Consider the following 22,380-nt stretch of genomic DNA (forward strand, 5'->3'; position numbering starts at 1 on the left):
CACCGTCCTGGCATTCGAGCCGTCCATCACGGGCCTACGATCGTCACACGAAAGCACTGCCGGGGTGCCTCACAGCAGCGTAACTTAGCGTTCCAAGACACCCGCCGACAGCCACCGCCTCCACTGGCAACGACGCCATCACCAGCCCGTGCTCCGACCGCCGAGGGGTCCCGTTCCGTGAGTCTGCATCCCACCCTCCAGCCCTACGCCGACGCCTGGACCCACTCCATCGAAGCGATATCCGAGCTGGTGAACCCCCTCGTGGAGGGAGAGTGGAACCGCCGCACCCCCTGCCCCGGCTGGTCCGTGAGGGATGTGGTGTCCCATGTGATCGGCCTGGACTGCGAGATGCTGGGCGACCCGCGCCCGATCCACACCCTCCCCCGCGACCTCTTCCACGTCACCAACGACCACCAGCGGTACATGGAGATGCAGGTCGACGTCCGCCGCCACCACACGGCCCCGGAGATGACCTCCGAGCTGGAGTACGTCATCATCCGCCGCAACCGCCAGCTGCGGAACGACTCCCGCGACCCCGGCACGAAGGTGCGCGGCCCGCTGGGCACCGAACTGACCCTCGCGGAGTCCATGCGCCAGCACGCCTTCGACGTCTGGGTGCACGAGCAGGACCTGCGGACCGCCCTCGGCCGGCCCGGCAACCTCGACTCGCCCGGCGCGCACATCGCCCGTGACGTCCTCCTCGCCGCGCTCCCCGACATAGTGGCCGTCAAGGCCGACGCCCCGCGCAGCTCGGCGATCGTCTTCGACGTCCACGGCCCCATCGAGTTCCTTCGCACCATCCGCGTCGACATCCAGGGCCGCGGCACCCTGGAGACCGCCCCCGCCCTCGGTCCGGCCGCCTCCCTCAGTCTCGACTGGGAGACCTACGTCCGCCTGGCCTGCGGTCGTGTGTCCCTGGAGGCGGTGACGGACCGGGTGAAGGCGGAGGGCGACCCGGAACTGACGTCGGCGATCCTGAGGAACTTCACGGTGACGCGGTAGCGGGTACCGAAGCCCGTCCCGGCGGGTGTGGCGGGCCCGGTGCGCCGACGTCCGGTCAGCTGACGTCCGTTCGGCTGACGTCCGCTCAGGCGGGCACGTGGACCGTCTCCACCCGGCTCGCCACCAGGCGCTCCCGCTCCCGCCGGGCCGCCCGCCCGCGCAGCCGCAGGATCTGGCTGACGCCGAGCGCCTGGAGCACGAAGACGGAGGAGAAGGCGACGGTGTAGTTGTCGTCGGTCGCGTCCAGGAGCACACCGACGGCGAACAGGGTGGTCATCGACGCGACGAACCCGCCCATGTTGGTGATCCCGGACGCGGTCCCCTGCCGCTCCGGCGGGTTCGCCGGCCGCGCGAAGTCGAAGCCGAGCATCGACGCCGGCCCGCACGAGCCGAGCACCACACACAGCACGATCAGCAGCCACATCGGCACGCGCTCGCCGGGGTAGGCCAGCGTGGCCGCCCACAGCAGCGCCGTCGCCCCCACGGTTCCGAGGGCGAGCGGCAGCCGCGCCCCGTGGTGCCGGGCGACGACCTGGCCGTAGACCAGACCGACGGCCATGTTGGACAGCACGACGAGCGTGAGCAGTTCGCCCGCCACCGTCCGGGACAGGCCCTGCGCCTCGACCAGGAACGGCAGCCCCCACAGCAGCAGGAACACCATCGCCGGGAACTGGGTGGTGAAGTGCACCCACAGCCCGAGCCGGGTGCCGGGCTCCCGCCAGGACGCGGCGATCTGCCGCCGTACGTAGGCCGCCCCCTGGTGCGGGAAGGGTTCCGGTTCGTGCCCCTCGGGGTGGTCCTTGAGGAAGACCAGCAGCAGGACCAGTACGACGACCCCGGCCAGCGAGCTGCCCGCGAACGCGGGTGTCCAGCCGACGCCGTGCAGCAGCCGGGCGAGGACCAGCGTGGAGACGAGGTTGCCCGCCATGCCGGCGAGTCCGGCGAGCTGTGCGACCAGCGGTCCGCGCCGGGCCGGGAACCAGCGGCTGCCCAGGCGCAGCACGCTGATGAAGGTCATCGCGTCGCCGCAGCCGAGCAGGGCGCGCGAGGCGAGGGCAGTGCCGTACGACGGTGAGAACGCGAAGCCGAGCTGTCCCGCCGTGAAGAGCACCACGCCGAGCGTCAGGACCTTCTTGGTGCCGAGCCGGTCGACGAGCAGGCCGACGGGTATCTGCATGCCGGCGTAGACGAGGAGCTGGAGGATCGAGAAGGTCGACAGGGCCGAGGCGTTGACATGGAAGCGGTCGGCGGCGTCGAGGCCGGCGACGCCGAGGGAGGTACGGAAGATGACCGCGACGAAGTAGACGGAGACGCCGATGCCCCACACGGCCATCGCGCGCCGGCCGCCCGGTGGGTCGCCGGGGAGCCTGGTGTGGCTCATCGGACCTCACCTCGGGCGAGGTGGGAGAACCACTCGACATGCCCGTGGATCAGATCTACGACCGCCTCCGCGTCGCCGGAGCGCAGTGCGTCGAGGATCTGCTCGTGCTCGGTGAGCGTCTTGGTGATGCGGTCCGGGTGGGCGTGCATGACGGCGACGCCCATCCTGAGCTGACGGTCGCGGAGCTGGTCGTAGAGCCGGCTGAGGATCTCGTTGCCACCGCTGCGGACGATCTCGGCGTGGAAGCAGCGGTCGGTGACGGCGGCGCCGGCCAGATCCCCGGCGGCGGCCTGCTCCTTCTGCCGGTCGAGCAGTTCCTCCAGGCGCCCGATGAGCTGTGGGGACGCGGGTACGGCCTTGCGGGCGGCGTGCCCCTCGACGAGCTGACGGGTCTCGACGACGTCGGCGATCTCCTGTGCGGAGACGGGCAGGACCAGCGCTCCCTTTTTCGGGTAAAGCTTGATCAGCCCCTCGACCTCGAGACGCAGCAGCGCCTCTCGCACGGGCGTACGAGATACTCCGACGGCCTCCCCGAGCTCGCCCTCGGTGAGCAGCGTCCCGCCCTCGTAACGGCGGTCCAGGACACCCTGCTTGACGTGGGCGTAGACGCGATCGGCGGCGGGGGGCTGTTTCACGGTCAACGTCCCCTGATTGGTCATGCCGACAGCATAGATACAACACGTGCGCGTGGAGTATCTGTCCAGTATGCGGACCCTCATGTACCAACGAGGTCACAGAAGTCAACCCTGGCCGCTTCACCCCACAACCATTCGTGCTACATACGTGTCTCATGCGTGCGGCCCCCTTTCTTCCCCTCAACTCGGCCGCACCTCAGGGGCATTCAACGCAATCGGGGTATTTTCAGTTGATTACCGCCATCACAGGTACCAAGGGCAGCCGCTTCCGCAGAGCCACCGCGGTCACCGTCACCGCGGGCGCCATGCTCGCGACCGGCGCCCTGGCCGCCGCGCCGGCGCAGGCCGCCACGGCGCCCTCGATCGTGGCCAAGGGCGGCTACGTCATGAACAACTCGACCGCGAAGACGCTGTTCACCAAGGCGGCGGACACCAAGCGTTCGACGGGCTCCACCACCAAGATCATGACCGCGAAGGTCGTGCTCGCGCAGTCGAACCTGAATCTGGACAAGAAGGTCACGATCCAGAAGGCGTACAGCGACTATGTCGTCGCGAACAACGCCTCTCAGGCGCACCTCATCGTCGGCGACAAGGTCACCGTCCGTCAGCTGCTGTACGGCCTGATGCTGCCGTCGGGCTGCGACGCCGCGTACGCGCTCGCCGACACGTACGGCACCGGCTCGACGCGGGCCGCGCGCGTGAAGTCGTTCATCGGCAAGATGAACAGTGCCGCCACGGCACTTGGTCTGCGGAACACGCACTTCGACTCGTTCGACGGCATCGGCAACGGCAACAACTACTCGACGCCGCGCGACCTGACGAAGATCGCCAGCAGCGCGATGAAGAGCTCCACCTTCCGCGCGGTCGTGAAGACGAAGAAGTACACGGCGAAGACCATCACCAAGACGGGCTCCACCCGCACGATGGCGACCTGGACCAACACCAACGGTCTGCTCAGCAGCTACAGCGGCACCATCGGCGTGAAGACCGGCTCGGGGCCCGAGGCCAAGTACTGCCTCGTCTTCGCCGCCACCCGCAACGGCAAGACCATCATCGGCACGGTCCTCGCCTCCACCTCGATCGCCCAGCGCGAGACGGACGCGAAGAAGCTCCTCAACTACGGCTTCGCGACGGTCGGCTGACATCGACACTCCACAAGGGGCCTGCCGTTGCGTCAACGGCAGGCCCCTTCGCCATGCCGGAGTGCCAGGCGTCGGACGCAAGCGAAATCTGGGTTTTTACTTCGCATTGGTGAATATCGTTACGTCAGTTGGCATATCCGACCTCCTCAGCCCTAGGTTCCGCTGCGGAGGTGGTTCACATGAACGAACCCAGCAAGCGGCCCGAGGCGGGCAAGAGGCATGAGGCGATCGACGTCGGTGACTTCGTCTACGCGGCGACCGGACACCGGATTCGACGACTCACCATGCCGGACGGAAACCACTGGTTTCCGGCGGTGGACGTGTGCAAGCAGCTGGGGCACACCAATACGCAGAAGGCACTCTCCGACCACGTCCCGGAAGACCACCGAGACATTCTTGAGACCCTAACTGGAGGTTACGGTCTCAGCGTTCCCGCAGGTAGAGAGTGGCGACGAGACCTGAATGTCATCTCTCTCCAAGGTCTGATCCTGCTCGTCAACGCCTGTACCAAGCCCTCCTGTGCTCCTTTCAAGCAGTGGGCCGCCGAGGTGATCGAGACTGTCCAGCGAGAGGGTTCCTACACTCTCGAAGAGGCCGAGGTACAGCCCTCCGAACCGGGCGCACCCATCGCCTACGCCATGCCTGAGCAGGTCGCCGAGGCCATCGTCCGGCTTGAGGAACGCAACCTCCAGGCGGACGAACAGCTCGCGGTCTCCCAGCACAGGTTGATCGCGCTGCAGGAGGAGATCCTGGAAACGCAGCGTGCCGCCCTCACCGCCCAGCAGACCATGGCTCTGGCCATGGAACGCATCGCGGACCGGCTCGACTCCCTGGTCCTCGAACGCCCCGCGCCCAGCCCCGACTTGTCGACTCCACCGACGACGGAGTCCGTTCTGGCGGACTGGCGCCGTCGGTTGTCCGTGACGGAGGACGTCTGGACCGTGGCCGTGGTCATCGCGCCGGTTCTCGTCGAGGAGGGTGAGCTGCGGCGGCCGCTCGAATCGATCGCGGCCCGGACCGGACTGTCCGTGCACCGCGTCAACGAATGTCTGCGGCTGCTGCGCAAGCACGCCTGCATCCGGTCGCAGGGCGCCTCGGAGGACGGGGCTCCGGTGTACGTGCTCAACCGGTCCTGACCGACCCCGTGAATGACTGAAGGGGCGGCCGCAAACCAAACTTGCGGCCGTCCCTTCAGTGTTGGACAACTTACCCGCTGCGCGCAGGTCACGCCCAGGTGATGAGTTTCTTCGGCTGTTCCAGGATCGCGGCCACGTCGGCGAGGACCTTGGACCCCAACTCCCCGTCGATCAGGCGGTGGTCGAAGCTGAGGGCCAGGGTGGTGACCTGGCGGGGCTTGACCTTGCCCTTGTGGACCCACGGCTGGAGCTTGATCGCGCCGACGGCGAGGATCGCGGACTCGCCGGGCGGCAGGATGGGGGTGCCGGTGTCGACGCCGAAGACGCCGACGTTGGTGATGGTCACCGTGCCGCCCTGCATCGCGGCCGGCGAGGTGCGTCCGTCCTTGGCCGTGGCCACGAGCTCGCCCAGTGCCTCGGCCAGTTGCGGGAGCGTCTTCGCTTCGGCGTCCTTGATGTTCGGGACGATCAGGCCGCGCGGAGTGGCCGCCGCGATGCCCAGGTTGACGTAGTGCTTGAGGACGATCTCCTGGTTCGCCTCGTCCCAGGAGGCGTTGATGTCCGGGTTGCGCTTGATCGCGACCAGGAGGGCCTTGGCGATCAGCAGCAGGGGGTTGACCCGCAGCCCCGCGAAGTCCTTGTCCTGCTTGAGCTCCTCGACGAGCTTCAGGGTGCGGGTCACGTCGACCGTCACGAACTCGGTGACGTGCGGGGCGGTGAACGCCGAACCGACCATCGCCGCGGCGGTGGCCTTGCGGACGCCCTTGACCGGGACACGGGTCTCACGGGCCGTGTCGTAGGACGCGGCGGGTGCCGCCGGGACCGCCGGGGCCTGGGCCACCGGGGCCTGGGTGACCGGCACCGGCGCCTCGGCCGGGGTGGCCGCCGCGTGGACGTCCTCGCGGGTGATGATGCCGTCCGGGCCGGAGGGGATCACCGTGGTGAGGTCGACGCCCAGGTCCTTGGCCAGTTTGCGTACCGGGGGCTTGGCCAGCGGGCGGGACTGCGGGGCAGCGGTGGGCGCCGGGCTCGTGGAGGCCGGGCCGTGGCCGTTGAGCTCGGTCTGGATGGCCACCGAGGCCTGCTGGAGCGGCAGTTCGGGGCCCTTGCGAGGGCGGCGCTTGGTCGAGGAGGCGGCCACGCCGTAACCGACCAGGACCGGCTGGCGGGCCTGCGGCTTGTCCTCGGGAGCGGTGTCGGTCACGTCGGCCGCGGGGGCCTCCGGTGTCTCGGCCGGCGTCGGCGCAGCCTCGGGTGCCCCGCCCGCCACGTCGATCGCGATGATCGAGGTGCCGACGTCGACCGTGGTGCCCTCGGGGAAGTGCAGGTCGCGTACCACGCCGTCGTAGGGGATGGGCAGTTCGACGGCCGCCTTGGCCGTCTCCACCTCACACACCACCTGCCCGTCGGTGACCGTGTCGCCGGGCTGGACATACCACTTGAGGATCTCCGCCTCGGTCAGGCCCTCGCCCACGTCCGGCATCTTGAACTCGCGTACGGACGTATCCGTCATCGTCGTCACGGCCCTCTCCTCAGTACGCCAGAGCGCGGTCGACGGCATCAAGCACCCGGTCCAGGCTCGGCAGGTACTCCTCCTCCAGGCGGGCCGGCGGATAGGGGGCGTGGTAGCCGCCCACCCGCAGCACCGGCGCCTCCAGGTGGTAGAAACACCGCTCGGTGATCCGGGCGGCGATCTCCGCGCCGGAGCCGAAGAACACCGGCGCCTCGTGCACCACCACCAGGCGCCGTGTCTTCTCCACCGAGGCCTGGATCGCGTCGAAGTCCAGCGGCGAGACCGAGCGCAGGTCCAGCACCTCCAGCGACTTGCCCTCCTCGGCGGCCGCGTCGGCGACCTCCTTGCAGAGCTTGACCATCGGGCCGTAGGCGACGAGCGTCAGATCACTGCCCTCGCGGACCGTCTGCGCCTTGTGCAGGGGACCGGGGATGGCTTCGGTGTTGACCTCGCCCTTGTCCCAGTAGCGCCGCTTGGGCTCGAAGAAGATCACCGGGTCGTCGCTCTGGATGGCCTGCTGCATCATCCAGTACGCGTCCGAGGCGTTGGACGGGGAGACCACCTTCAGGCCCGCCACGTGCGCGAACAGCGCCTCGGGGGACTCGCTGTGGTGCTCGACCGCGCCGATGCCACCGCCGTAGGGGATGCGGACGACCACGGGCATCTTGACCTTGCCCAGCGACCGCGCGTGCATCTTCGCGAGCTGGGTGACGATCTGGTCGTAGGCCGGGAACACGAACCCGTCGAACTGGATCTCCACCACCGGCCGGTAGCCGCGCAGGGCCAGACCGATCGCGGTGCCGACGATGCCCGACTCGGCGAGGGGGGTGTCGATGACCCGGTCCTCGCCGAAGTCCTTCTGCAGGCCGTCGGTGACGCGGAAGACGCCGCCGAGCTTGCCGACGTCCTCGCCCATGACGAGGACCTTGGGGTCGGTGTCCAGGGCGCGCCGGAGCGATTCGTTGATCGCCTTGGCCAGTGCCATCGTTTCCGCTGCCATGATCAGGCCCCTTCCCCATCCGCGAACGACGCCTGGTAGGCGGCGAAACCGGCCCGCTCCTCGTCGACCAGCGCATGCCCGTCCGCATACGCGTGCTCGAACATCGCGAAACGGTCCGGGTCCGGCATCGCACGGACCGCCTCACGCACTCGCCTGCCCAACGCCTCGGACTCGGTCTCCAGTTCCGCGAAGAATCCCTCGTCCGCGTGGTTTGAGGCCTCCAGGTACCGGCGAAGGCGCAGGATCGGGTCCTTCGCCTCCCACGCCTCGCGCTCCTCGTCGGCCCGGTACTTGCTCGGGTCGTCGGAGGTGGTGTGGGCGCCCATCCGGTAGGTGTACGCCTCGACGAGCGTCGGCCCCTCACCCGCGCGGGCCCGCTCCAGCGCCCACTTGGTGACCGCCAGCGACGCGAGCACGTCGTTGCCGTCGACCCGTACGCCGGGGAAGCCGAAGCCCTGCGCGCGCTGGTAGAGCGGTACGCGGGTCTGCCTCTCGGTCGGCTCGGAGATGGCCCACTGGTTGTTCTGGCAGAAGAACACGACCGGGGCGTTGTAGACCGCGGAGAAGGTGAACGATTCGGCTACGTCGCCCTGACTGGAGGCACCGTCGCCGAAGTAGGCGATGACCGCGGAGTCGGCGCCGTCCTTGGCGATGCCCATCGCATAGCCCGTGGCGTGCAGCGTCTGGGAGCCGATGACGATCGTGTAGAGGTGGAAGTTGTTGCCGTTCGGGTCCCAGCCGCCGTTGTTCACACCGCGGAACATGCCGAGCAGGTTGGTCGGGTCGACCCCGCGGCACCAGGCCACGCCGTGTTCGCGGTAGGTCGGGAAGACGTAGTCGTCGTCGCGCAGCGCCCGCCCGGAACCGATCTGGGCGGCCTCCTGGCCGAGCAGCGAGGCCCACAGGCCCAGCTCGCCCTGGCGCTGGAGGGAGGTGGCCTCGGCGTCGAAGCGGCGGGTGAGCACCATGTCGCGGTAGAGGCCGCGGAGCTCTTCGGCGGTGATGTCTGCGACGTACTTGTCGTACTCGGCGTTCTTGACGCGCTTGCCCTCGGGCGTCAGCAGCTGAACCAGTTCGGGCTTGGTGCTCGGGGACTTCCTCGTCCCGGCGCTGCGTCGCGGCTTGCGCGCGGCAGTGCTCTCCACGGTCACGTGTGCTCCTCCGTCGGTCCGGCCCCCGGGGTTGCCGGGTGTACCAGTGCGGCTCACCTGTTTCCGACCCCCGTGCACGGGGTGGGTGCCACTCGGCCGGAACAGGCGTGACAGGTGCCCCGGCGAGCGCCCTGCAAGAATCACGTTACCCAGTGCTCCACATTTCTGTGAAACCCCATTTGACCTGCGATTTTGCTTGGATTTCCAAGTAAATCGGAAAAGGGCCGAAGGGATGCTGGTCACAGCCTTGCAGGAGGCCGGAGCAACGGCACGTTATCCCGTCCACCCAGGCCACCGGAAGACTTTCCGTGTTTGACTTTCCGACCGTACCCAGAAGGAGAAATCAGGGTATTTCTCCTCGACGTCCTCGAGATCGTCCGGCGTGGCGTCGAGGTGGCCGGCGAGGCGGGCCGGGGATCCGCTCGCGGGACGAGGTCCATGACCGAAGGAGACCGGGCGCGACCCACTGTGTCGATCTGTGACTGACTGTGACAATGCCCAGCTCACAGCCCTGGCCCGTGCCCTAGCATCTGGCGCGTGCCGCGCTCTCCCGTACCACCCCTCATGCCTCACGCGCCCCCGCTGGGCGCCCTCCTCCGCCAGTACTCAGCCGGATCCGCCCTCGCCTGCGATCCCGTCGACCAAGGCCTCCTCAACCGCGGCTACCGGCTCCGCACGACCCGCGGCCGCTACTTCCTCAAGCACCACTTCGACCCCGAGACGGCCGCCCCCGAGGCGATCGCCCGCCAGCACCGCGCCACCCAGCGCCTTGCCGCCCTCGGCGTCCCGGTCGCCCCGCCCCTGTCCGCCCACGACGGCCGCACGGTCGCTGTCGTCGGCGGCCACGCCTACGCCCTCCACCCCTGGATCGAAGGCCGCCACCGCCACGGCGCCCAGCTCACCGCCGAACAGTGCGGCCGACTCGGGGCGCTGCTTGGCGTGGTGCACGCGAGCCTGGAGCGGGTGATGCCGGTGCAGGGGTGCGAGCGGAGCGAAAAGGGTGCGCGGGCAGGCGGGGGCGCACGAGCCGACGGAGGCGCCCCGGACACCGAGCCGCACACACCGGACGGACGCACCGCATCCACGCACCAGGCCCTCGCGCGGGCCGGCGGCATCCGTACGGAAAGGCCGCACGCCGGTCACTCGACCGACCAGAACGCCGGGACCGCGGACCCCGTCGACGCCGGTGCCGACCCCGCCGGCACCTTCGCCCTCATCGACGACCTCCTCGCGCGCGTGCGCCGGCACCGGCCCGCCGACTCCTTCGACGAGCTGGCCCGGCACCGGCTTCTGGAGCGGCGCGCCCTGCTCGAACAGCACGCGGGACGGAAGCCTCCGCACGGCGGACCGGTGGGCTGGGTGCACGGGGACTTCCACCCCTTCAACCTGCTCTACCGGGGCGACGCCCCCGCCGCGATCGTCGACTGGGACCGACTCGGTGTGAAGCCCCGCGCCGAGGAGGCCGTACGCGCCGCCGCGATCTTCTTCGTACGGCCCGCGGGGACACTCGACCTGCCGAAGGTGCGGTCCTACGCGCGCGCGTACCGGCGTACGGCGGGAGCCACGCCCTCGGAACTCGCGGCGGCCGTGCACCGCGTGTGGTGGGAGCGTCTCAACGACTTCTGGATGCTGCGCTGGCACTACGAGCGCGGCGACACCCGCGCTGACCCGCAGTTCCCGGCGGCCTCGGCGCTGGTGGTGTGGTGGACGCGGGAGTACGACGCGGTGTGCGACGCGTTCGTGGGCTGACGCGGGGCCCGGAAACGCCACGCGCGCGTGGCGCCCGTTCTCGGGGCCACGCGCGCGTGAAGGTTTGCGGTCGCTTCAGGAGTCGCCTTCTCCGCCGCCGCTGTCCGAACCCGCGACCAGGCCCCCGGTCGGGTCCGCCGATTCCGTGGGCGCCGCCGAGTCCGTCGGCTCTGCCGTGTCGGACGGCTCCGTCGCCGTCTCGGACGGCTGCGTGGCCGAGGGCGAAGGCGTGTAGGAGGGCGTGTACGACGGTGTCCAGGACGGCGTGTAGCCGGAGCCGCCCGAGCTGCCGTTGTCGTCCGTGGACGTGTCGGTCTCCTCGCTCGTCGCCTCGTCGCTCGGCGTCTCGCTGGGCGTCTGGTCGTCGGTGGTCTGCGAGGTGGTCGGCGACACGGAACTGCCGGTGCCGCCACCGCCCCCGCCACCGCCGCCGCCGTTGAGCGCCAGGGCGACGCCCGCCGCGACGGCGATCACCGCGAGGACGGCGAGGATCCACAGCTTGCCGCGGCCGCTGCCCCGGTTGCCGTGCCCCTCGAAGCCGCCGTCGTCCCCGCCGCCGTATCCGGAGGGCAGGACCTGCTGCGGGATCTGGGTGGTGCCGGCGGCGGCGCCGGGGTGCGGGAGGACGCTGGTGCTCGCGAACCCCGCGGCGGCGGCGCCGCGGCCGTCGTGCGCGGTCACCGGGCCGGTGTTCCAGGTGCCGGTGTGGCCGCCCTGGTCGTACAGCATCTGCAGGCCGTACTGGACGAGCCCGCGCATCTCCTCGGCCGTCTGGAAGCGGTCGTCCGGCTCCTTGGCGAGCGAGCGCATGACCAGCCCGTCGAGCTCCGGCGGGACGGAGTCGGAGACCTGCGACGGGGGCGTCGGGATGTCCTGGACGTGCTGGTAGACGACGGACAGCGGGGTCTCGCCGGTGAACGGCGGCCGCAGCGCGAGAAGTTCGTAGAGGAGACAGCCCGTCGCGTACAGGTCGGAGCGGTGGTCGACCGCCTTGCCCAGGGCCTGCTCCGGGGAGAGGTACTGAGGGGTGCCCATGACCATGCCGGTCTGCGTCATCGTCGTGGACGCACCGTGCAGGGCGCGGGCGATGCCGAAGTCCATCACCTTGACCGCGCCGTTGTGCGTGATGATCACGTTGGCGGGCTTGATGTCGCGGTGCACGATCCCGTGCTGGTGCGAGTAGGCGAGCGCCTCCAGGACCCCGGAGACGATGATCAGGGCCTGCTCGGGCCCGGGTGCCTCGGCGTTGAGCAGCAGATCCCGGATCGTCCGCCCCTCGACGATCTCCATGACGATGTACGGCACCGACTGGCCGCCCACGAAGTCCTCGCCGGAGTCGTACACGGCGACGATCGCGTGGTGGTTGAGGCCGGCCACGGACTGGGCCTCGCGGGTGAAGCGGGCCTTGGAGGTCGGGTCCTCGGCGAGGTCGGCCCGGAGCAGCTTGACCGCCACGGTGCGGCCGAGCCGTACGTCCTCGGCCGCGAACACCTCGGCCATACCGCCCCGGCCGAGTCTGTGGGTCAGCCGATATCGGCCGTCCCCCACCAGTCCGCCGTTACCCCACAGCTCCGGCGCATCTGACATTCCGCCGCCAGTCGCCTCGGGGTCGGACGGGCCCTGAGCGCGCTGCTGCTGTGCCATCGGTCCTCGCCGTCGTTTCTGCCCGCGGTGCGCGCGGTGTTGTTACGGTCTCCGTCGGCCACGCTACAGCCTTCGCGCAAGCCGCCGGTGCGGGATGAGCCCGGGGACCGGTCCGAGACGGACCGGCCATCAAACCTGTACTACGTCTCGGCATGCAAATCCTGTGTACCGGCGGTGCGGCACCTGTAACGCCTGCGCGACCTTTCTTTCGCGTACGGTCACGGAACGGGCACCACTTCCGACGGGCCGACGCGGCAGGACTCCGTGGCCAAACTCACGAACAAGAACCCTAACGAGCGTTTCCCACAGGTGACATGGCCCAGGTGGCACGGCACGGGCGACATGAAGGGCCCGGCAGCGTCGGCTGCCGGGCCCTCTCGGTCGGGGGGCTACAGGTACGGTCCGCCCGTGCGGCCGCCCGCGCGCGGGTCACCGCCGTCCTCGTGACCGCCGACGCCCGGCGGGAGCGCGCGGCGCATCTGCTCCAGCTGGGCACGCGCGGCCATCTGCTGGGCGAACAGGGTGGTCTGGATCCCGTGGAACAGACCCTCCAGCCAGCCCACCAACTGGGCCTGCGCGATACGCAGTTCCGCGTCGCTCGGGGTCGCGTCCTCGTTGAAGGGCAGGGAGAGCCGCTCCAGCTCCTCCACGAGCTCGGGGGCGAGCCCGTCCTCCAGCTCCTTCACCGAGCTGTGGTGGATCTCCTTGAGCCTGGCACGGCTGGCGTCGTCGAGGGGAGCCGCGCGCACCTCTTCGAGCAGCTGCTTGATCATGCTGCCGATCCGCATGACCTTCGCGGGCTGCTCGACCATCTCCGTGACCGGGACCTCGCGGGAGTCGTCGTCACCCCCGCCGCCCAGTGCCATCCCGTCCTGGCCCACGACCAGGATCTGGGGGCTTTCCGGCGAACCTTCGTTCCTCGGCATCTCCATGCCGCCATTCTCTCGCACCCGACACCTCACCACCGAGGTGCCCCCACCGAGTGCTGATCCACCGTTCCCGGAGCAGATCGCCCCCATGGATCCACCCGGAATGCCGGTCTCATTCCGAAATGCCACTCTTGTCCCGTGACTCCCTGGCTACGCGCGACAGTACTGGCGATCCTGGTGGGCGCGAGCGCGGCGGTTCTGCCGCAGGCCGGCCGGGCGTACGGCGCCGAGCCGCCGCCACTGTCGGCCGGCGCGCCCGACCGACGGGCAGCGGACCCGGTTCCCCTTCACGGACCTCCGCGCGGGGCGGCGAGCACACCGGCATCCGCCACACGGTCGCCGGGCTCGGTACCGGCCCACGAGACGCCGCCGCAGGCCACCCGGCCGTACGCCACCGGCCTCCCACCGCACGCCGACCCGGGCAGGCCGGCCTCCCCCTCCACCCCCTCGAAGCCGGTGACGACACGCAGGCCGCGGCACCCCGTCTCCCCGTCCGCCGTCTCCCCGGGTCCCCCGCGCGGCCACGGCCCGGAGCGTGCCTCGCCCTCGGCCTCCCTCGCGCCCTCCCCCTCGGCCGCCACTCCCTCCCGTGCCGGAAGTCGCGCGGGTGAAGGGCGGGAGCGGCCGGGGCGGCGAGAGGACCCCGCGGCCGAGGACCAGGACGTCGACGGTACGGACTCCGGGGGGACCGGCTCCGGGGACGGTGACCTCACCGCCGTGTCGGAGCCGCCCCCGCAGAGTGCCGTCGCGCGACCGTCACGCGCCGCGGAGCGGCCCGTAGCCGGGTCCAAGGTGTTCATCCTGCCGCTCGGCACCGGGCTGGTGCTGGTCGGCCTGGGGCTCGGGCTCGGACTGTTCGCGCTGCGAGTGCGGCGCGGGTAGGGCCGTACCGGAACGCCTACGAGGTGACCAGCAGGACCTTGCCGACGTGGCCGCTCTCCTCGACGACCCGGTGCGCGGCCGCCGCGTCGCTCATCGGGAGCTCGCGGTCGACGACGGGACGGATGTGCCCGGCGTCCAGCAGGGGCCACACATGCTCGCGTACGGCCGCCACGATCGCCGTCTTCTCGGCCGGTGGCCGCGCTCGCAGCGAGGTCGCGCTGATCGCGGCGCGCTTGCCCAGCAGCGTGGCGATGTTCAGCTCGCCCTTGACGCCGCCCTGCATGCCGATGATCGCGAGACGTCCGTTGACGGCGAGGGCGTTGACGTTGCGGTCGAGGTACTTCGCGCCCATGTTGTCGAGGATGACGTCGGCGCCCGCCCCGTCGGTGGCCTTCCCGACCTCCTCGACGAAGTCCTGCTCCCGGTAGTTGATCAGGATGTCCGCGCCGAGTTCGGCGCAGCGGTCCAGCTTCTCCGGGGTGCCCGCGGTCACCGCGACCTTGGCGCCGACGGCCTTGGCGAGCTGGATCGCCATCGTGCCGATGCCGCTGGAGCCGCCGTGCACCAGCAGGGTCTCGCCGGGGCGCAAGTGGGCGACCATGAAGACGTTCGACCAGACCGTGCAGACCACCTCGGGCAGTGCGGCCGCCCGCTTGAGATCGACGCCCTTGGGGACGGGCAGCAGCTGGTCGGCCGGCACGGCGACCTTCTCGGCGTATCCGCCGCCCGAGAGCAGCGCGCAGACCTCGTCGCCGACGGCCCAGCCGGAGACACCGGGGCCGATCGCGGCGATCCGTCCGGAGCATTCCAGGCCGGGGTAGGGGGAGGCGCCGGGCGGGGGGTTGTAGAAGCCCTGCCGTTGCAGGATGTCGGCGCGGTTGACGGCGCCGGCCACCACCTCTACCAGCACCTCGCCCTCGCCGGCGACGGCATCCGGCACTTCGCTCCAGACCAACGCCTCGGGCCCACCGGGTTCGGGAATCGTGATCGCATGCATGAGGCCGACGCTACTCCTCGCGGCACCACTGCCCGTTCGGACCGCTGCCGTGGGCCGAGCACGCGGCTCCACGACCGCAAGTGATCACGTCGGAGGCATCGGGGGCAGCGGGCGGGCGTCGGGTGCGACCTGGCTGCCCGGTGTCACCCGCACGATCGTGATCAGCCGGTCCGTCAGCTCCAGTGTCCCGACGGCCGGATCGTCGTATCCGAGCACCCGGTGTCCGCGCAGGACGCTGACCACCAGGTCGTCCGTCTCCCGCGGCTTTCTGCCCACCTCGGCCTTTATGACGGGCCTCTCGATGATGTCGAGCCCGCTGCCCTGCTGGATGAGGTCCTCCATCACCATGCCGGCCGCGGGGCTCAGCACCGACAGACCGAGCAGCCGGCCGGCCGCGCTGGCGCTGGTGATGACGGCGTCCGCGCCGGACTGTTTGAGCAGCGGCGCGTTCTCCTCCTCGCGTACCGCCGCCACGATCTTCGCGGCCTTGTTGAGCTGCCGGGCCGTCAGCGTCACCAGGACGGCGGTGTCGTCACGCTGGGTGGCGATGATGATCTTCCGGGCCCTGTGCACCTCGGCCTGCTTGAGCACCTCGCTGCGCGTGGCGTCCCCTATGACCCCCGCATAGCCCTCGGCCGTGGCGGCGTCGATCACCTTGCTGCTGGGGTCGACCACGACGACCTGCTCCTTCTTCAGACCCGTCGCACACACGGTCTGGATCGCCGAACGGCCCTTGGTACCGAAGCCGACGACGACGGTGTGGTCGCGCAAGGTGGACCTCCAGCGGTTGAGTCGCCACTCCTCGCGGGTGCGCTCGGTGAGGACCTCCAGCGTGGTGCCGACCAGAATGATCAGAAACAGCACACGCAGGGGCGTGATGACGAAGATGTTGGTGAGCCGGGCGGCATCGCTGACCGGGGTGATGTCGCCGTACCCAGTGGTGGAGAGGGTGACGGTCGCGTAGTACCAGGCGTCGAGGAAGTCGACGGACCGGTCCGAGTTGTCGTTGTATCCCTCGCGGTCGACATAGACGATCAGCGCCGTCGCCGTGAGGACCAGCAGGGCCATCAGCACCCGCTTGGCGACCTGTCGGAAGGGGTGCTCCACGATCTTGCGCGGGAGCTTCACCTTGTGGGTCACGAGATGCTCGTCCGCCTGGCGGGCGATCGCGTCATGGCCCGGAAGTTTCACGTGAAACACACCCCGATTCCGGCGGACGCCCAGGGCAGATCGAGCAGTTCCGCCTCCTGCCCCGGCCGGGCACCCCCGGGCGGTACGACGGCGAGGGCGTCGGCGGCAGCGATCCCACGCAGCATGGCCGGGCCGTTGTAGTGCAGCGGGACCGCGCTGTCACCGCGCAGGACGACCGGGACGAGCCGGGTGTCGTACGGGTGGCCGTGCGCCTCGTTGCTCAGGGGCAGTGTGTACGGCTCCGGGGCGGGGCGGGCGGCCAGGGTGCGCAGCAGCGGTTCGGCGAGCGTGAGCAGGCCGGAGACGGCGGCCAAGGGGTTGCCCGGCAGGCCGACAAGGTGCTGGTTCTCCTTGGTGCGGGCCAGCAGCATGGGGTGGCCGGGGCGCACCTTGACCCCGTCGACCAGGAGCTCGGCGCCGATACGGTCCAGGACGGGGTGGACGTGGTCGACGGGTCCTGCCGCGGTGCCGCCCGTCGTGACGATCACGTCGGCGTCCGAGCCGGTGACCGCCTTGTGCAGGGCCTTGGCGGAGTCACGGACCCGGCGTACGGCGGTGACCTCGGCGCCGAGCGCGCGCAGCCAAGGCGGGAGCATCGGCCCGAGCGCGTCCCGGATCAGGCCGTCACGGGGAGTCCCCTCGGTGAGCAACTCGTCGCCGAGGACGAGGACCTCGACGCGGGGGCGGGGGACGGCGGTGAGGGTGTCGTACCCGGCGGCCGCGGCGAGGCCGAGGACGGCCGGGGTGACGAGGGTGCCGGGCGGCAGGAGCTGATCGCCGGTGCGGCACTCCTGTCCGCGCGGGCGGATGTCCTGGCCGTGCACGACTTCCCGGCCGGCGTGCAGCCGGCCCTTCTCGTCGGTCTGCCCGTGCTCGCTGCGCAGGACGGCGGTGGTGTCCGGGGGAACGCGTGCGCCGGTGGCGATCCGGACCGCCTCGCCGTCGGTGAGAGGCGCGGGCTCGGCGTGTCCGGCCAGCACGCCCTCGTCTCGCACGGTCCAGGGGCCGGGTCCCGCGACCGCCCAGCCGTCCATGGCCGAGGTGTCGAAGGAGGGCAGGTCGGTGAGGGCGTCGAGCGGGGCGGCCAGGGTGAGGCCGAGGGCGTCGCCGAGCCGCACGGAGACGGGGGCGCGGCGGGCGCTGCGGGTGACCGCGCGGGCGGCCCGGGCGGCGGTGGCGCGGGCCTCGGGCCAGGGGGTCGCCCTGTGGTGGGCGTGCTGCTCGGCTGCCGGGCCGGAGCCCTGGGACGGGGGCGCGGGAGTGCGACGGCCCCCGGGGGGTGTGGTGCCGTTGTCTTCTCTCACCAGGGCCAGCGCCTCCTCGACGTCGAGATCGTCGGCGTCTTCGGCGGGGCCGGCGGGGCCGTCGGTGCGCACGGACCGGGCGGTCATCCGGCGTCCGGGCGGGTGTCGGGAGTCCCGTCGGGCGGGTCGGCCGGGTGCCCGTCGGCCTTCTCGGCCTCGTCCGCCCAGCGCACGGCCAGGGCCGCGGCCTTGCGGGAGGCCTCGGCTACCGCCTCGGGACCGCCGCCCGCCTGTGCGGCGGCATAGCCGACGAGGAAGGTGGTCAGCGGTGCCGCGGGCCTGGCCACGCCGTGCGCGGCGTCACGGGCGAGGTCGAGCAGCACGCCGGTGTCGACGTCGAGGTCGATGCCCAGCTCGTCCTTGACTGCGGAAATCCATTCATCCAACACGTGCCCATGCTCCCTGATGCGTGCCCTGGCGGAGGCGATGTCGTCCCAGGTGTCGCAGTCGAAGGACGCGACGGGGTCGGGGACGCGGGTGAGGTCGAGCGTGGCGGTCAGCCGGCGCAGCGGCAGACCGGTGAGAGCGCCGTGCTCCTTCGTGAGTGCGGCGAGTTCGTGGCGCAGCGAGGGGGTGCGGTACGCGGCCACCAGCGGCTGGTCGCGGCCGTCGGCGTCGGTGAGCAGCACACCGTCGGCGCCGCCCGTGCGCAGGAGGGTCAGCAGCAGTCGTGCGGTGCCTTCCTGGAGGAACGGCAGATCGGCGGAGAGCACCAGGACGTACCGCGCCGTGGTGTGCCGCAGACCGGCGTCCAGGGCGGCCAGCGGGCCACCGCCGGGCGGGTCCTCACGGGCCCAGGTCACCGGCCGGGTGGTGGGGCGGGGGTCGGCGACGACGACGGTGGTGCCCGCGTCGGCGCAGGCGGCGAGGACACGGTCGAGCAGGGCGCGTCCGCCCACCCGCACACCGGGCTTGTCCGCGCCGCCGAGCCGCCGGGCAGCGCCCCCGGCGAGCACGACCACGTCGTACAGGGGGTCGGCGCCCGGGGCACGCGAGGACTCGTACGAGGTCACCCCCTGAGTATGCGTGCCCTCACGATCACAGGGAACGTGCGGCGGCGCCGGGATCGCGGCGGGCGCCCGGTGGGTGATCTCGGTGTGCGGGGGCGGCGCCGGGATCGCCGGGTGCGGGCGCGGCGCCGTGATCGCCGGGTGGGCGTGGTGCGGGTGGTGCGGGTGGGTGGTGCGGGTGGTGCGGGTGGTGCGGGTGGTGCGGGTGGTGCGGTCACAGGGTGCGCAGGAGGACCGCCGGCTGTTCCACGCAGTCCGCCACGTACCGCAGGAAGCCTCCCGCGGTGCCGCCGTCGCACACCCGGTGGTCGAAGGTGAGCGAGAGCTGGACGACCTGGCGCACCGCCAGCTCACCCTCGTGCACCCATGGCTTGGGGACGATGCGGCCGACGCCGAGCATGGCCGCCTCGGGGTGGTTGATGATCGGCGTGGAGCCGTCGACCCCGAACACGCCGTAGTTGTTCAACGTGAAGGTGCCACCCGTGAGTTCGGCGGGGGTGAGGGTGCCGGTGCGGGCCGCCTCGGTCAGCCGGGCGAACTCCGCGGACAGCGACTCGGCGTCCCGCGCGTGGGCGCCCTTCACCACCGGCACGACCAGTCCGCGTTCGGTCTGCGCTGCGAACCCCAGGTGCACGGCGTCCAGTCGCACGATCTCCCTGGCCGCCATGTCCACGGTGGAGTTGAGCTCGGGGAACCGGGCGAGGGCGGCGGTGCAGATGCGGGCGAGCAGCGCGAGCAGGGAGATCTTCGGGCCGCCGGCCGTGTTCATCGCGGCACGCGCGCGCATGAGTTCCGTCGCGTCCGCGTCCACCCAACAGGTGGCGTCGGGGATCTCGCTCCGGCTGCGGGACAGTTTGTCGGCTACCGCGCCCCGCACGCCCTTGAGGGGAATACGGGTCCCTGCCGGGGGCGTCGCCGGGGTTGCCGGGGCCGCCCCCGGGGTTGCCGGGGCGAGGGTCGGTGCCGGTGCCGGTGCGGGGGCCGGTGCCGTCGCCTGGCGCCCGGGTGAGGCGGCGGCACGCAGGGCGTACTCGACGTCGGCCCGCAGAATCAGTCCGTCGGGTCCGGAGCCGGTGAGCTCCCTGAGGTCGAGGCCGTTCTCGCGGGCGAGGCGGCGGACCAGCGGGGAGATCACGGGGACGGGCCCCTCGACCACCTCGACGGATGCCGACCGGCCGTTGACCGGCACGGGAACCTGCTGCTCCCGCCGCACCCTGCGCCTGCGCGCCGGTGCCTCCGAGGTGCCGTACCCGACAAGGACGTTCCCCGAGCCCTCGGTCCCCGCGTCGGGGTCGGACGCCGGCGCCCCCACCGCGACCGTGATCAGCGGTGAGCCCACCGGGAGTTCACTGCCCTCCTCGCCGAAGCGGGCCGTGACGACACCGGCGTAGGGGCAGGGGACGTCGACCATCGCCTTGGCCGTCTCGACCTCGACGACCGGCTGGTCGACCTCGACGACGTCGCCGACCTCCACCAGCCAGCGGACGATCTCCGCCTCGGTCAGGCCCTCGCCGAGATCCGGCAGCCTGAACTCCAGGACCTGCGCCATCAGTTCTCCGCCTCCCACTGAAGACGCCCGACGGCGTCCAGGATCCGGTCCACGCCGGGCAGGTGATGACGCTCCAGCATCGGCGGCGGATACGGGATGTCGAACCCGGCCACGCGCAGCACCGGCGCCTCCAGATGGTGGAAGCAGCGCTCCGTGATCCGGGCCGCGATCTCCCCACCCGGTCCGCCGAACCCGCCCGACTCGTGCACGACGACCGCCCGTCCGGTCCGCCGTACGGAGGCCGAGACCGTGTCGTCGTCGAACGGCACCAGTGAGCGCAGGTCGACGACTTCGAGGTCCCACCCCTCCTCCCGCGCGGCCTCGGCGGCTTCGAGGCACACGGGTACGGACGGCCCGTACGTGATGAGTGTGGCGCTCCGGCCGGGGCGCCGCACCACCGCGCGGCCTATCGGTTCAACGGTCCGCGGGTCGTCCGGGTTCCAGGAGTCCTTCGACCAGTACAGCCGCTTCGGCTCCAGGACGACCACGGGGTCGTCGGAGGCGATGGCGGCACGCAGCAGTCCGTAGGCATCGGCGACGGTCGCGGGCGTGACGACATGGAGCCCCGGCGTCGCCATGTAGTAGGCCTCGGAGGCGTCGCTGTGGTGCTCGACCCCGCCGATGCCACCGCCGTAGGGCACCCGGATGGTGATCGGGAGCGGCATCGCCCCGCGCGTGCGGTTGCGCATCTTCGCCACATGGCTGATCAGCTGCTCGAACGCCGGATAGGCGAAGGCGTCGAACTGCATCTCCACCACCGGCCGCAGCCCGTACATCGCCATGCCGACGGCCGTGCCGAGGATGCCCGCCTCGGCGAGCGGGGTGTCGGTGCAGCGGTCCTCGCCGAACTCCTTGGCCAGTCCGTCGGTGACCCGGAAGACACCGCCGAGGGTGCCGACGTCCTCGCCCATGACGTGCACGGTGGGGTCGGCCGCCATCGCGTCGCGCAGCGCGCGCGTGAGGGCCTGTGCCATGGTGGCCGGCTTGAGGGCGACGGTGGTCATCGGTGCGTACCCCCGTGGGAGTCGTGCTCGGCTTCGAGTTCGGCGCGCAACTGGGCCTGCTGCTCGCGCAGTTGCGGGGTGGGCTCGGCGTAGACATGCGCGAACAGGTCCATGGGGTCGAGGACCGGGTCCTGGTTCATGCGCTCGCGCAGCCCGGCCGCGAACTCCTCGGCGTCCTGGCGCACGGCCTCGATACCGGCCTCGTCGATCAGTCCGCGCTCGGTCAGTTCGTGCTCAAGGAGGGCGATCGGGTCGTGTCCGCGCCAGGTCTCGACCTCGGCGTCGCCGCGGTAGCGGGTCGCGTCGTCGGCGTTGGTGTGGGCGTCCATCCGGTAGGTGATCGCCTCCACCAGGGTGGGGCCGCCGCCCGCACGCGCGTGCCGTACGGCGGTGCTGAGGACCTCGTGCACGGCGGCCGCGTCGTTGCCGTCGACCAGACGCCCGGGCATGCCGTAGCCGACGGCCTTGTGGGCCAGCGAGGGGGCAGCGGTCTGCTTGGCGAGCGGGACGGAGATCGCGAAGCCGTTGTTCTGGACCAGGAACACGACCGGAGCCTGCCAGACGGCGGCGAAGTTCAGCGCCTCGTGGAAGTCGCCCTCGCTGGTGCCGCCGTCGCCGACCATGGCGAGCGCGACCACGTCGTCGCCCTTGAGACGGGCGGCGTGCGCGAGGCCGACGGCGTGCGGGAGTTGGGTGGCGAGGGGGGTGCACAGGGGGGCCACGCGGTGCTCGCGCGGGTCGTAGCCGGTGTGCCAGTCGCCGCGCAGGAGGGTCAGCGCCTGGACGGGGTCGAGGCCCCGGGCGACGGCGGCGAGGGTGTCGCGGTAGCTCGGGAAGAGCCAGTCGCGGTCCTGGAGGGCCAGCGCGGCGGCGACCTCGCAGGCCTCCTGGCCGGTGCTGGAGGGGTAGACGGCGAGGCGGCCCTGCTTGGTGAGGGCGGTGGCCTGGGTGTTGTAGCGGCGGCCGCGCACCAGCTCGGCGTACAGCCGGCGCAGCAGGGCCGGGTCGGCCTGAGCGGCGGCGTCGGTGCCGAGGACGCGATGGGGTTGCGCGTCCGGCAGCAGGGGCGCGGGGTCCGTGCGGGGCTGCCAGGCGGGCGGCGGCGACGGCCGATACGCGCCACGCTGCTCCATGACCGTCATGACGGCACCTCCTCGTGGG

General features: G+C 71.2%; 19 protein-coding genes. 5 read left to right on the forward strand and 14 right to left on the reverse strand.

The genetic code is table 11. The features are described from left to right. Window positions 1-177: 177 nt before the first annotated feature. Entirely contained in the window at window positions 178-1,002 is an 825-nt protein-coding gene (locus ABZT93_RS25910) for a maleylpyruvate isomerase family mycothiol-dependent enzyme (protein ID WP_356108756.1), read from the forward strand. Between the two features lie 85 nt (window positions 1,003-1,087). On the opposite strand, the gene ABZT93_RS25915 is transcribed toward ABZT93_RS25910, so the two are convergent. Together ABZT93_RS25915 and ABZT93_RS25920 are read right to left on the reverse strand one after the other, a co-directional pair. Then, entirely contained in the window at window positions 1,088-2,383 is a 1,296-nt protein-coding gene (locus tag ABZT93_RS25915) for an MFS transporter (RefSeq protein ID WP_356108759.1), read from the reverse strand. Further along, complete coding sequence (locus ABZT93_RS25920; protein ID WP_356108762.1) at window positions 2,380-3,042, reverse strand: GntR family transcriptional regulator; 663 nt, start codon at window positions 3,040-3,042, stop codon at window positions 2,380-2,382. The genes ABZT93_RS25915 and ABZT93_RS25920 overlap by 4 nt, the downstream gene beginning before the upstream one ends. Before the next feature lie 281 nt (window positions 3,043-3,323). On the opposite strand from ABZT93_RS25920, the gene ABZT93_RS25925 reads away from it, so the two are divergent. Both ABZT93_RS25925 and ABZT93_RS25930 read left to right on the forward strand, forming a co-directional pair. Next, complete coding sequence (locus ABZT93_RS25925; RefSeq protein WP_356108889.1) at window positions 3,324-4,160, forward strand: D-alanyl-D-alanine carboxypeptidase; 837 nt, start codon at window positions 3,324-3,326, stop codon at window positions 4,158-4,160. A 179-nt stretch (window positions 4,161-4,339) separates the two neighbouring features. Further along, complete coding sequence (locus tag ABZT93_RS25930) at window positions 4,340-5,296, forward strand: Bro-N domain-containing protein (RefSeq protein WP_356108765.1); 957 nt, start codon at window positions 4,340-4,342, stop codon at window positions 5,294-5,296. A gap of 88 nt (window positions 5,297-5,384) precedes the next feature. Here ABZT93_RS25930 and ABZT93_RS25935 read toward each other — a convergent pair whose 3' ends face one another. From ABZT93_RS25935 to pdhA (ABZT93_RS25945), 3 genes are read right to left on the reverse strand one after another with little or no spacing between them, the layout of a single operon-like run. Beyond that, entirely contained in the window at window positions 5,385-6,818 is a 1,434-nt protein-coding gene (locus ABZT93_RS25935; RefSeq protein ID WP_356108768.1) for a dihydrolipoamide acetyltransferase family protein, read from the reverse strand. A gap of 10 nt (window positions 6,819-6,828) precedes the next feature. Beyond that, window positions 6,829-7,809, reverse strand: coding sequence for an alpha-ketoacid dehydrogenase subunit beta (locus tag ABZT93_RS25940; RefSeq protein ID WP_356108771.1), 981 nt, complete (start codon window positions 7,807-7,809; stop codon window positions 6,829-6,831). A gap of 2 nt (window positions 7,810-7,811) precedes the next feature. Further along, window positions 7,812-8,960 carry a pyruvate dehydrogenase (acetyl-transferring) E1 component subunit alpha gene (gene pdhA / locus ABZT93_RS25945; RefSeq protein ID WP_356108774.1) on the reverse strand — a complete coding sequence of 383 codons (1,149 nt, stop codon included), beginning with the start codon at window positions 8,958-8,960 and terminating at the stop codon, window positions 7,812-7,814. Window positions 8,961-9,524: 564 nt separating this feature from the next. On the opposite strand from pdhA (ABZT93_RS25945), the gene ABZT93_RS25950 reads away from it, so the two are divergent. Further along, on the forward strand, window positions 9,525-10,709 hold the full coding sequence (locus ABZT93_RS25950; protein ID WP_356108777.1) for a phosphotransferase: 1,185 nt from the start codon (window positions 9,525-9,527) through the stop codon (window positions 10,707-10,709). A gap of 75 nt (window positions 10,710-10,784) precedes the next feature. Here the strand turns inward: ABZT93_RS25950 and ABZT93_RS25955 are convergent, their stop codons facing one another. Both ABZT93_RS25955 and ABZT93_RS25960 read right to left on the reverse strand, forming a co-directional pair. Continuing rightward, complete coding sequence (locus tag ABZT93_RS25955) at window positions 10,785-12,353, reverse strand: protein kinase (RefSeq protein ID WP_356108780.1); 1,569 nt, start codon at window positions 12,351-12,353, stop codon at window positions 10,785-10,787. 389 nt (window positions 12,354-12,742) lie between these two features. Continuing rightward, window positions 12,743-13,285 carry a bacterial proteasome activator family protein gene (locus ABZT93_RS25960; RefSeq protein ID WP_356108783.1) on the reverse strand — a complete coding sequence of 181 codons (543 nt, stop codon included), beginning with the start codon at window positions 13,283-13,285 and terminating at the stop codon, window positions 12,743-12,745. Window positions 13,286-13,420: 135 nt separating this feature from the next. Here ABZT93_RS25960 and ABZT93_RS25965 point away from each other — a divergent pair, with 135 nt between their 5' ends. Next, window positions 13,421-14,164 (forward strand): hypothetical protein, encoded by a 744-nt coding sequence (locus ABZT93_RS25965; RefSeq protein WP_356108786.1) that lies wholly within the window; start codon window positions 13,421-13,423, stop codon window positions 14,162-14,164. Between the two features lie 16 nt (window positions 14,165-14,180). Here ABZT93_RS25965 and ABZT93_RS25970 read toward each other — a convergent pair whose 3' ends face one another. The 7 genes from ABZT93_RS25970 to pdhA (ABZT93_RS26000) all read right to left on the reverse strand — a co-directional run bounded on the left by ABZT93_RS25970 (window position 14,181) and on the right by pdhA (ABZT93_RS26000) (window position 22,361). Continuing rightward, a complete protein-coding gene (locus ABZT93_RS25970) occupies window positions 14,181-15,161 on the reverse strand; it encodes an NAD(P)H-quinone oxidoreductase (RefSeq protein ID WP_356108788.1) in 981 nt (326 codons plus the stop codon). 84 nt (window positions 15,162-15,245) lie between these two features. Next, on the reverse strand, window positions 15,246-16,361 hold the full coding sequence (locus ABZT93_RS25975) for a potassium channel family protein (RefSeq protein ID WP_356108791.1): 1,116 nt from the start codon (window positions 16,359-16,361) through the stop codon (window positions 15,246-15,248). Further along, window positions 16,349-17,743, reverse strand: a complete 1,395-nt coding sequence (locus ABZT93_RS25980) for a molybdopterin molybdotransferase MoeA (RefSeq protein ID WP_356108795.1) — start codon at window positions 17,741-17,743, stop codon at window positions 16,349-16,351. Before ABZT93_RS25980 ends, ABZT93_RS25975 begins: the two co-directional genes overlap by 13 nt. Continuing rightward, the gene (locus tag ABZT93_RS25985; RefSeq protein ID WP_356108798.1) at window positions 17,740-18,669 is read right to left on the reverse strand and encodes an NTP transferase domain-containing protein; all 930 of its coding nucleotides are present in this window, start codon (window positions 18,667-18,669) and stop codon (window positions 17,740-17,742) included. The genes ABZT93_RS25980 and ABZT93_RS25985 overlap by 4 nt, the downstream gene beginning before the upstream one ends. Before the next feature lie 211 nt (window positions 18,670-18,880). Beyond that, window positions 18,881-20,215, reverse strand: coding sequence for a dihydrolipoamide acetyltransferase family protein (locus ABZT93_RS25990; protein ID WP_356108800.1), 1,335 nt, complete (start codon window positions 20,213-20,215; stop codon window positions 18,881-18,883). After that, window positions 20,215-21,219, reverse strand: a complete 1,005-nt coding sequence (locus tag ABZT93_RS25995) for an alpha-ketoacid dehydrogenase subunit beta (protein WP_356108803.1) — start codon at window positions 21,217-21,219, stop codon at window positions 20,215-20,217. The genes ABZT93_RS25990 and ABZT93_RS25995 overlap by 1 nt, the downstream gene beginning before the upstream one ends. Beyond that, entirely contained in the window at window positions 21,216-22,361 is a 1,146-nt protein-coding gene (gene pdhA / locus ABZT93_RS26000) for a pyruvate dehydrogenase (acetyl-transferring) E1 component subunit alpha (RefSeq protein ID WP_356108806.1), read from the reverse strand. The genes ABZT93_RS25995 and pdhA (ABZT93_RS26000) overlap by 4 nt, the downstream gene beginning before the upstream one ends. Between the last annotated feature and the right edge of the window lie 19 nt (window positions 22,362-22,380).

This window comes from Streptomyces sp. NPDC005303 (assembly GCF_040607335.1).
Lineage (GTDB): Bacteria > Actinomycetota > Actinomycetes > Streptomycetales > Streptomycetaceae > Streptomyces.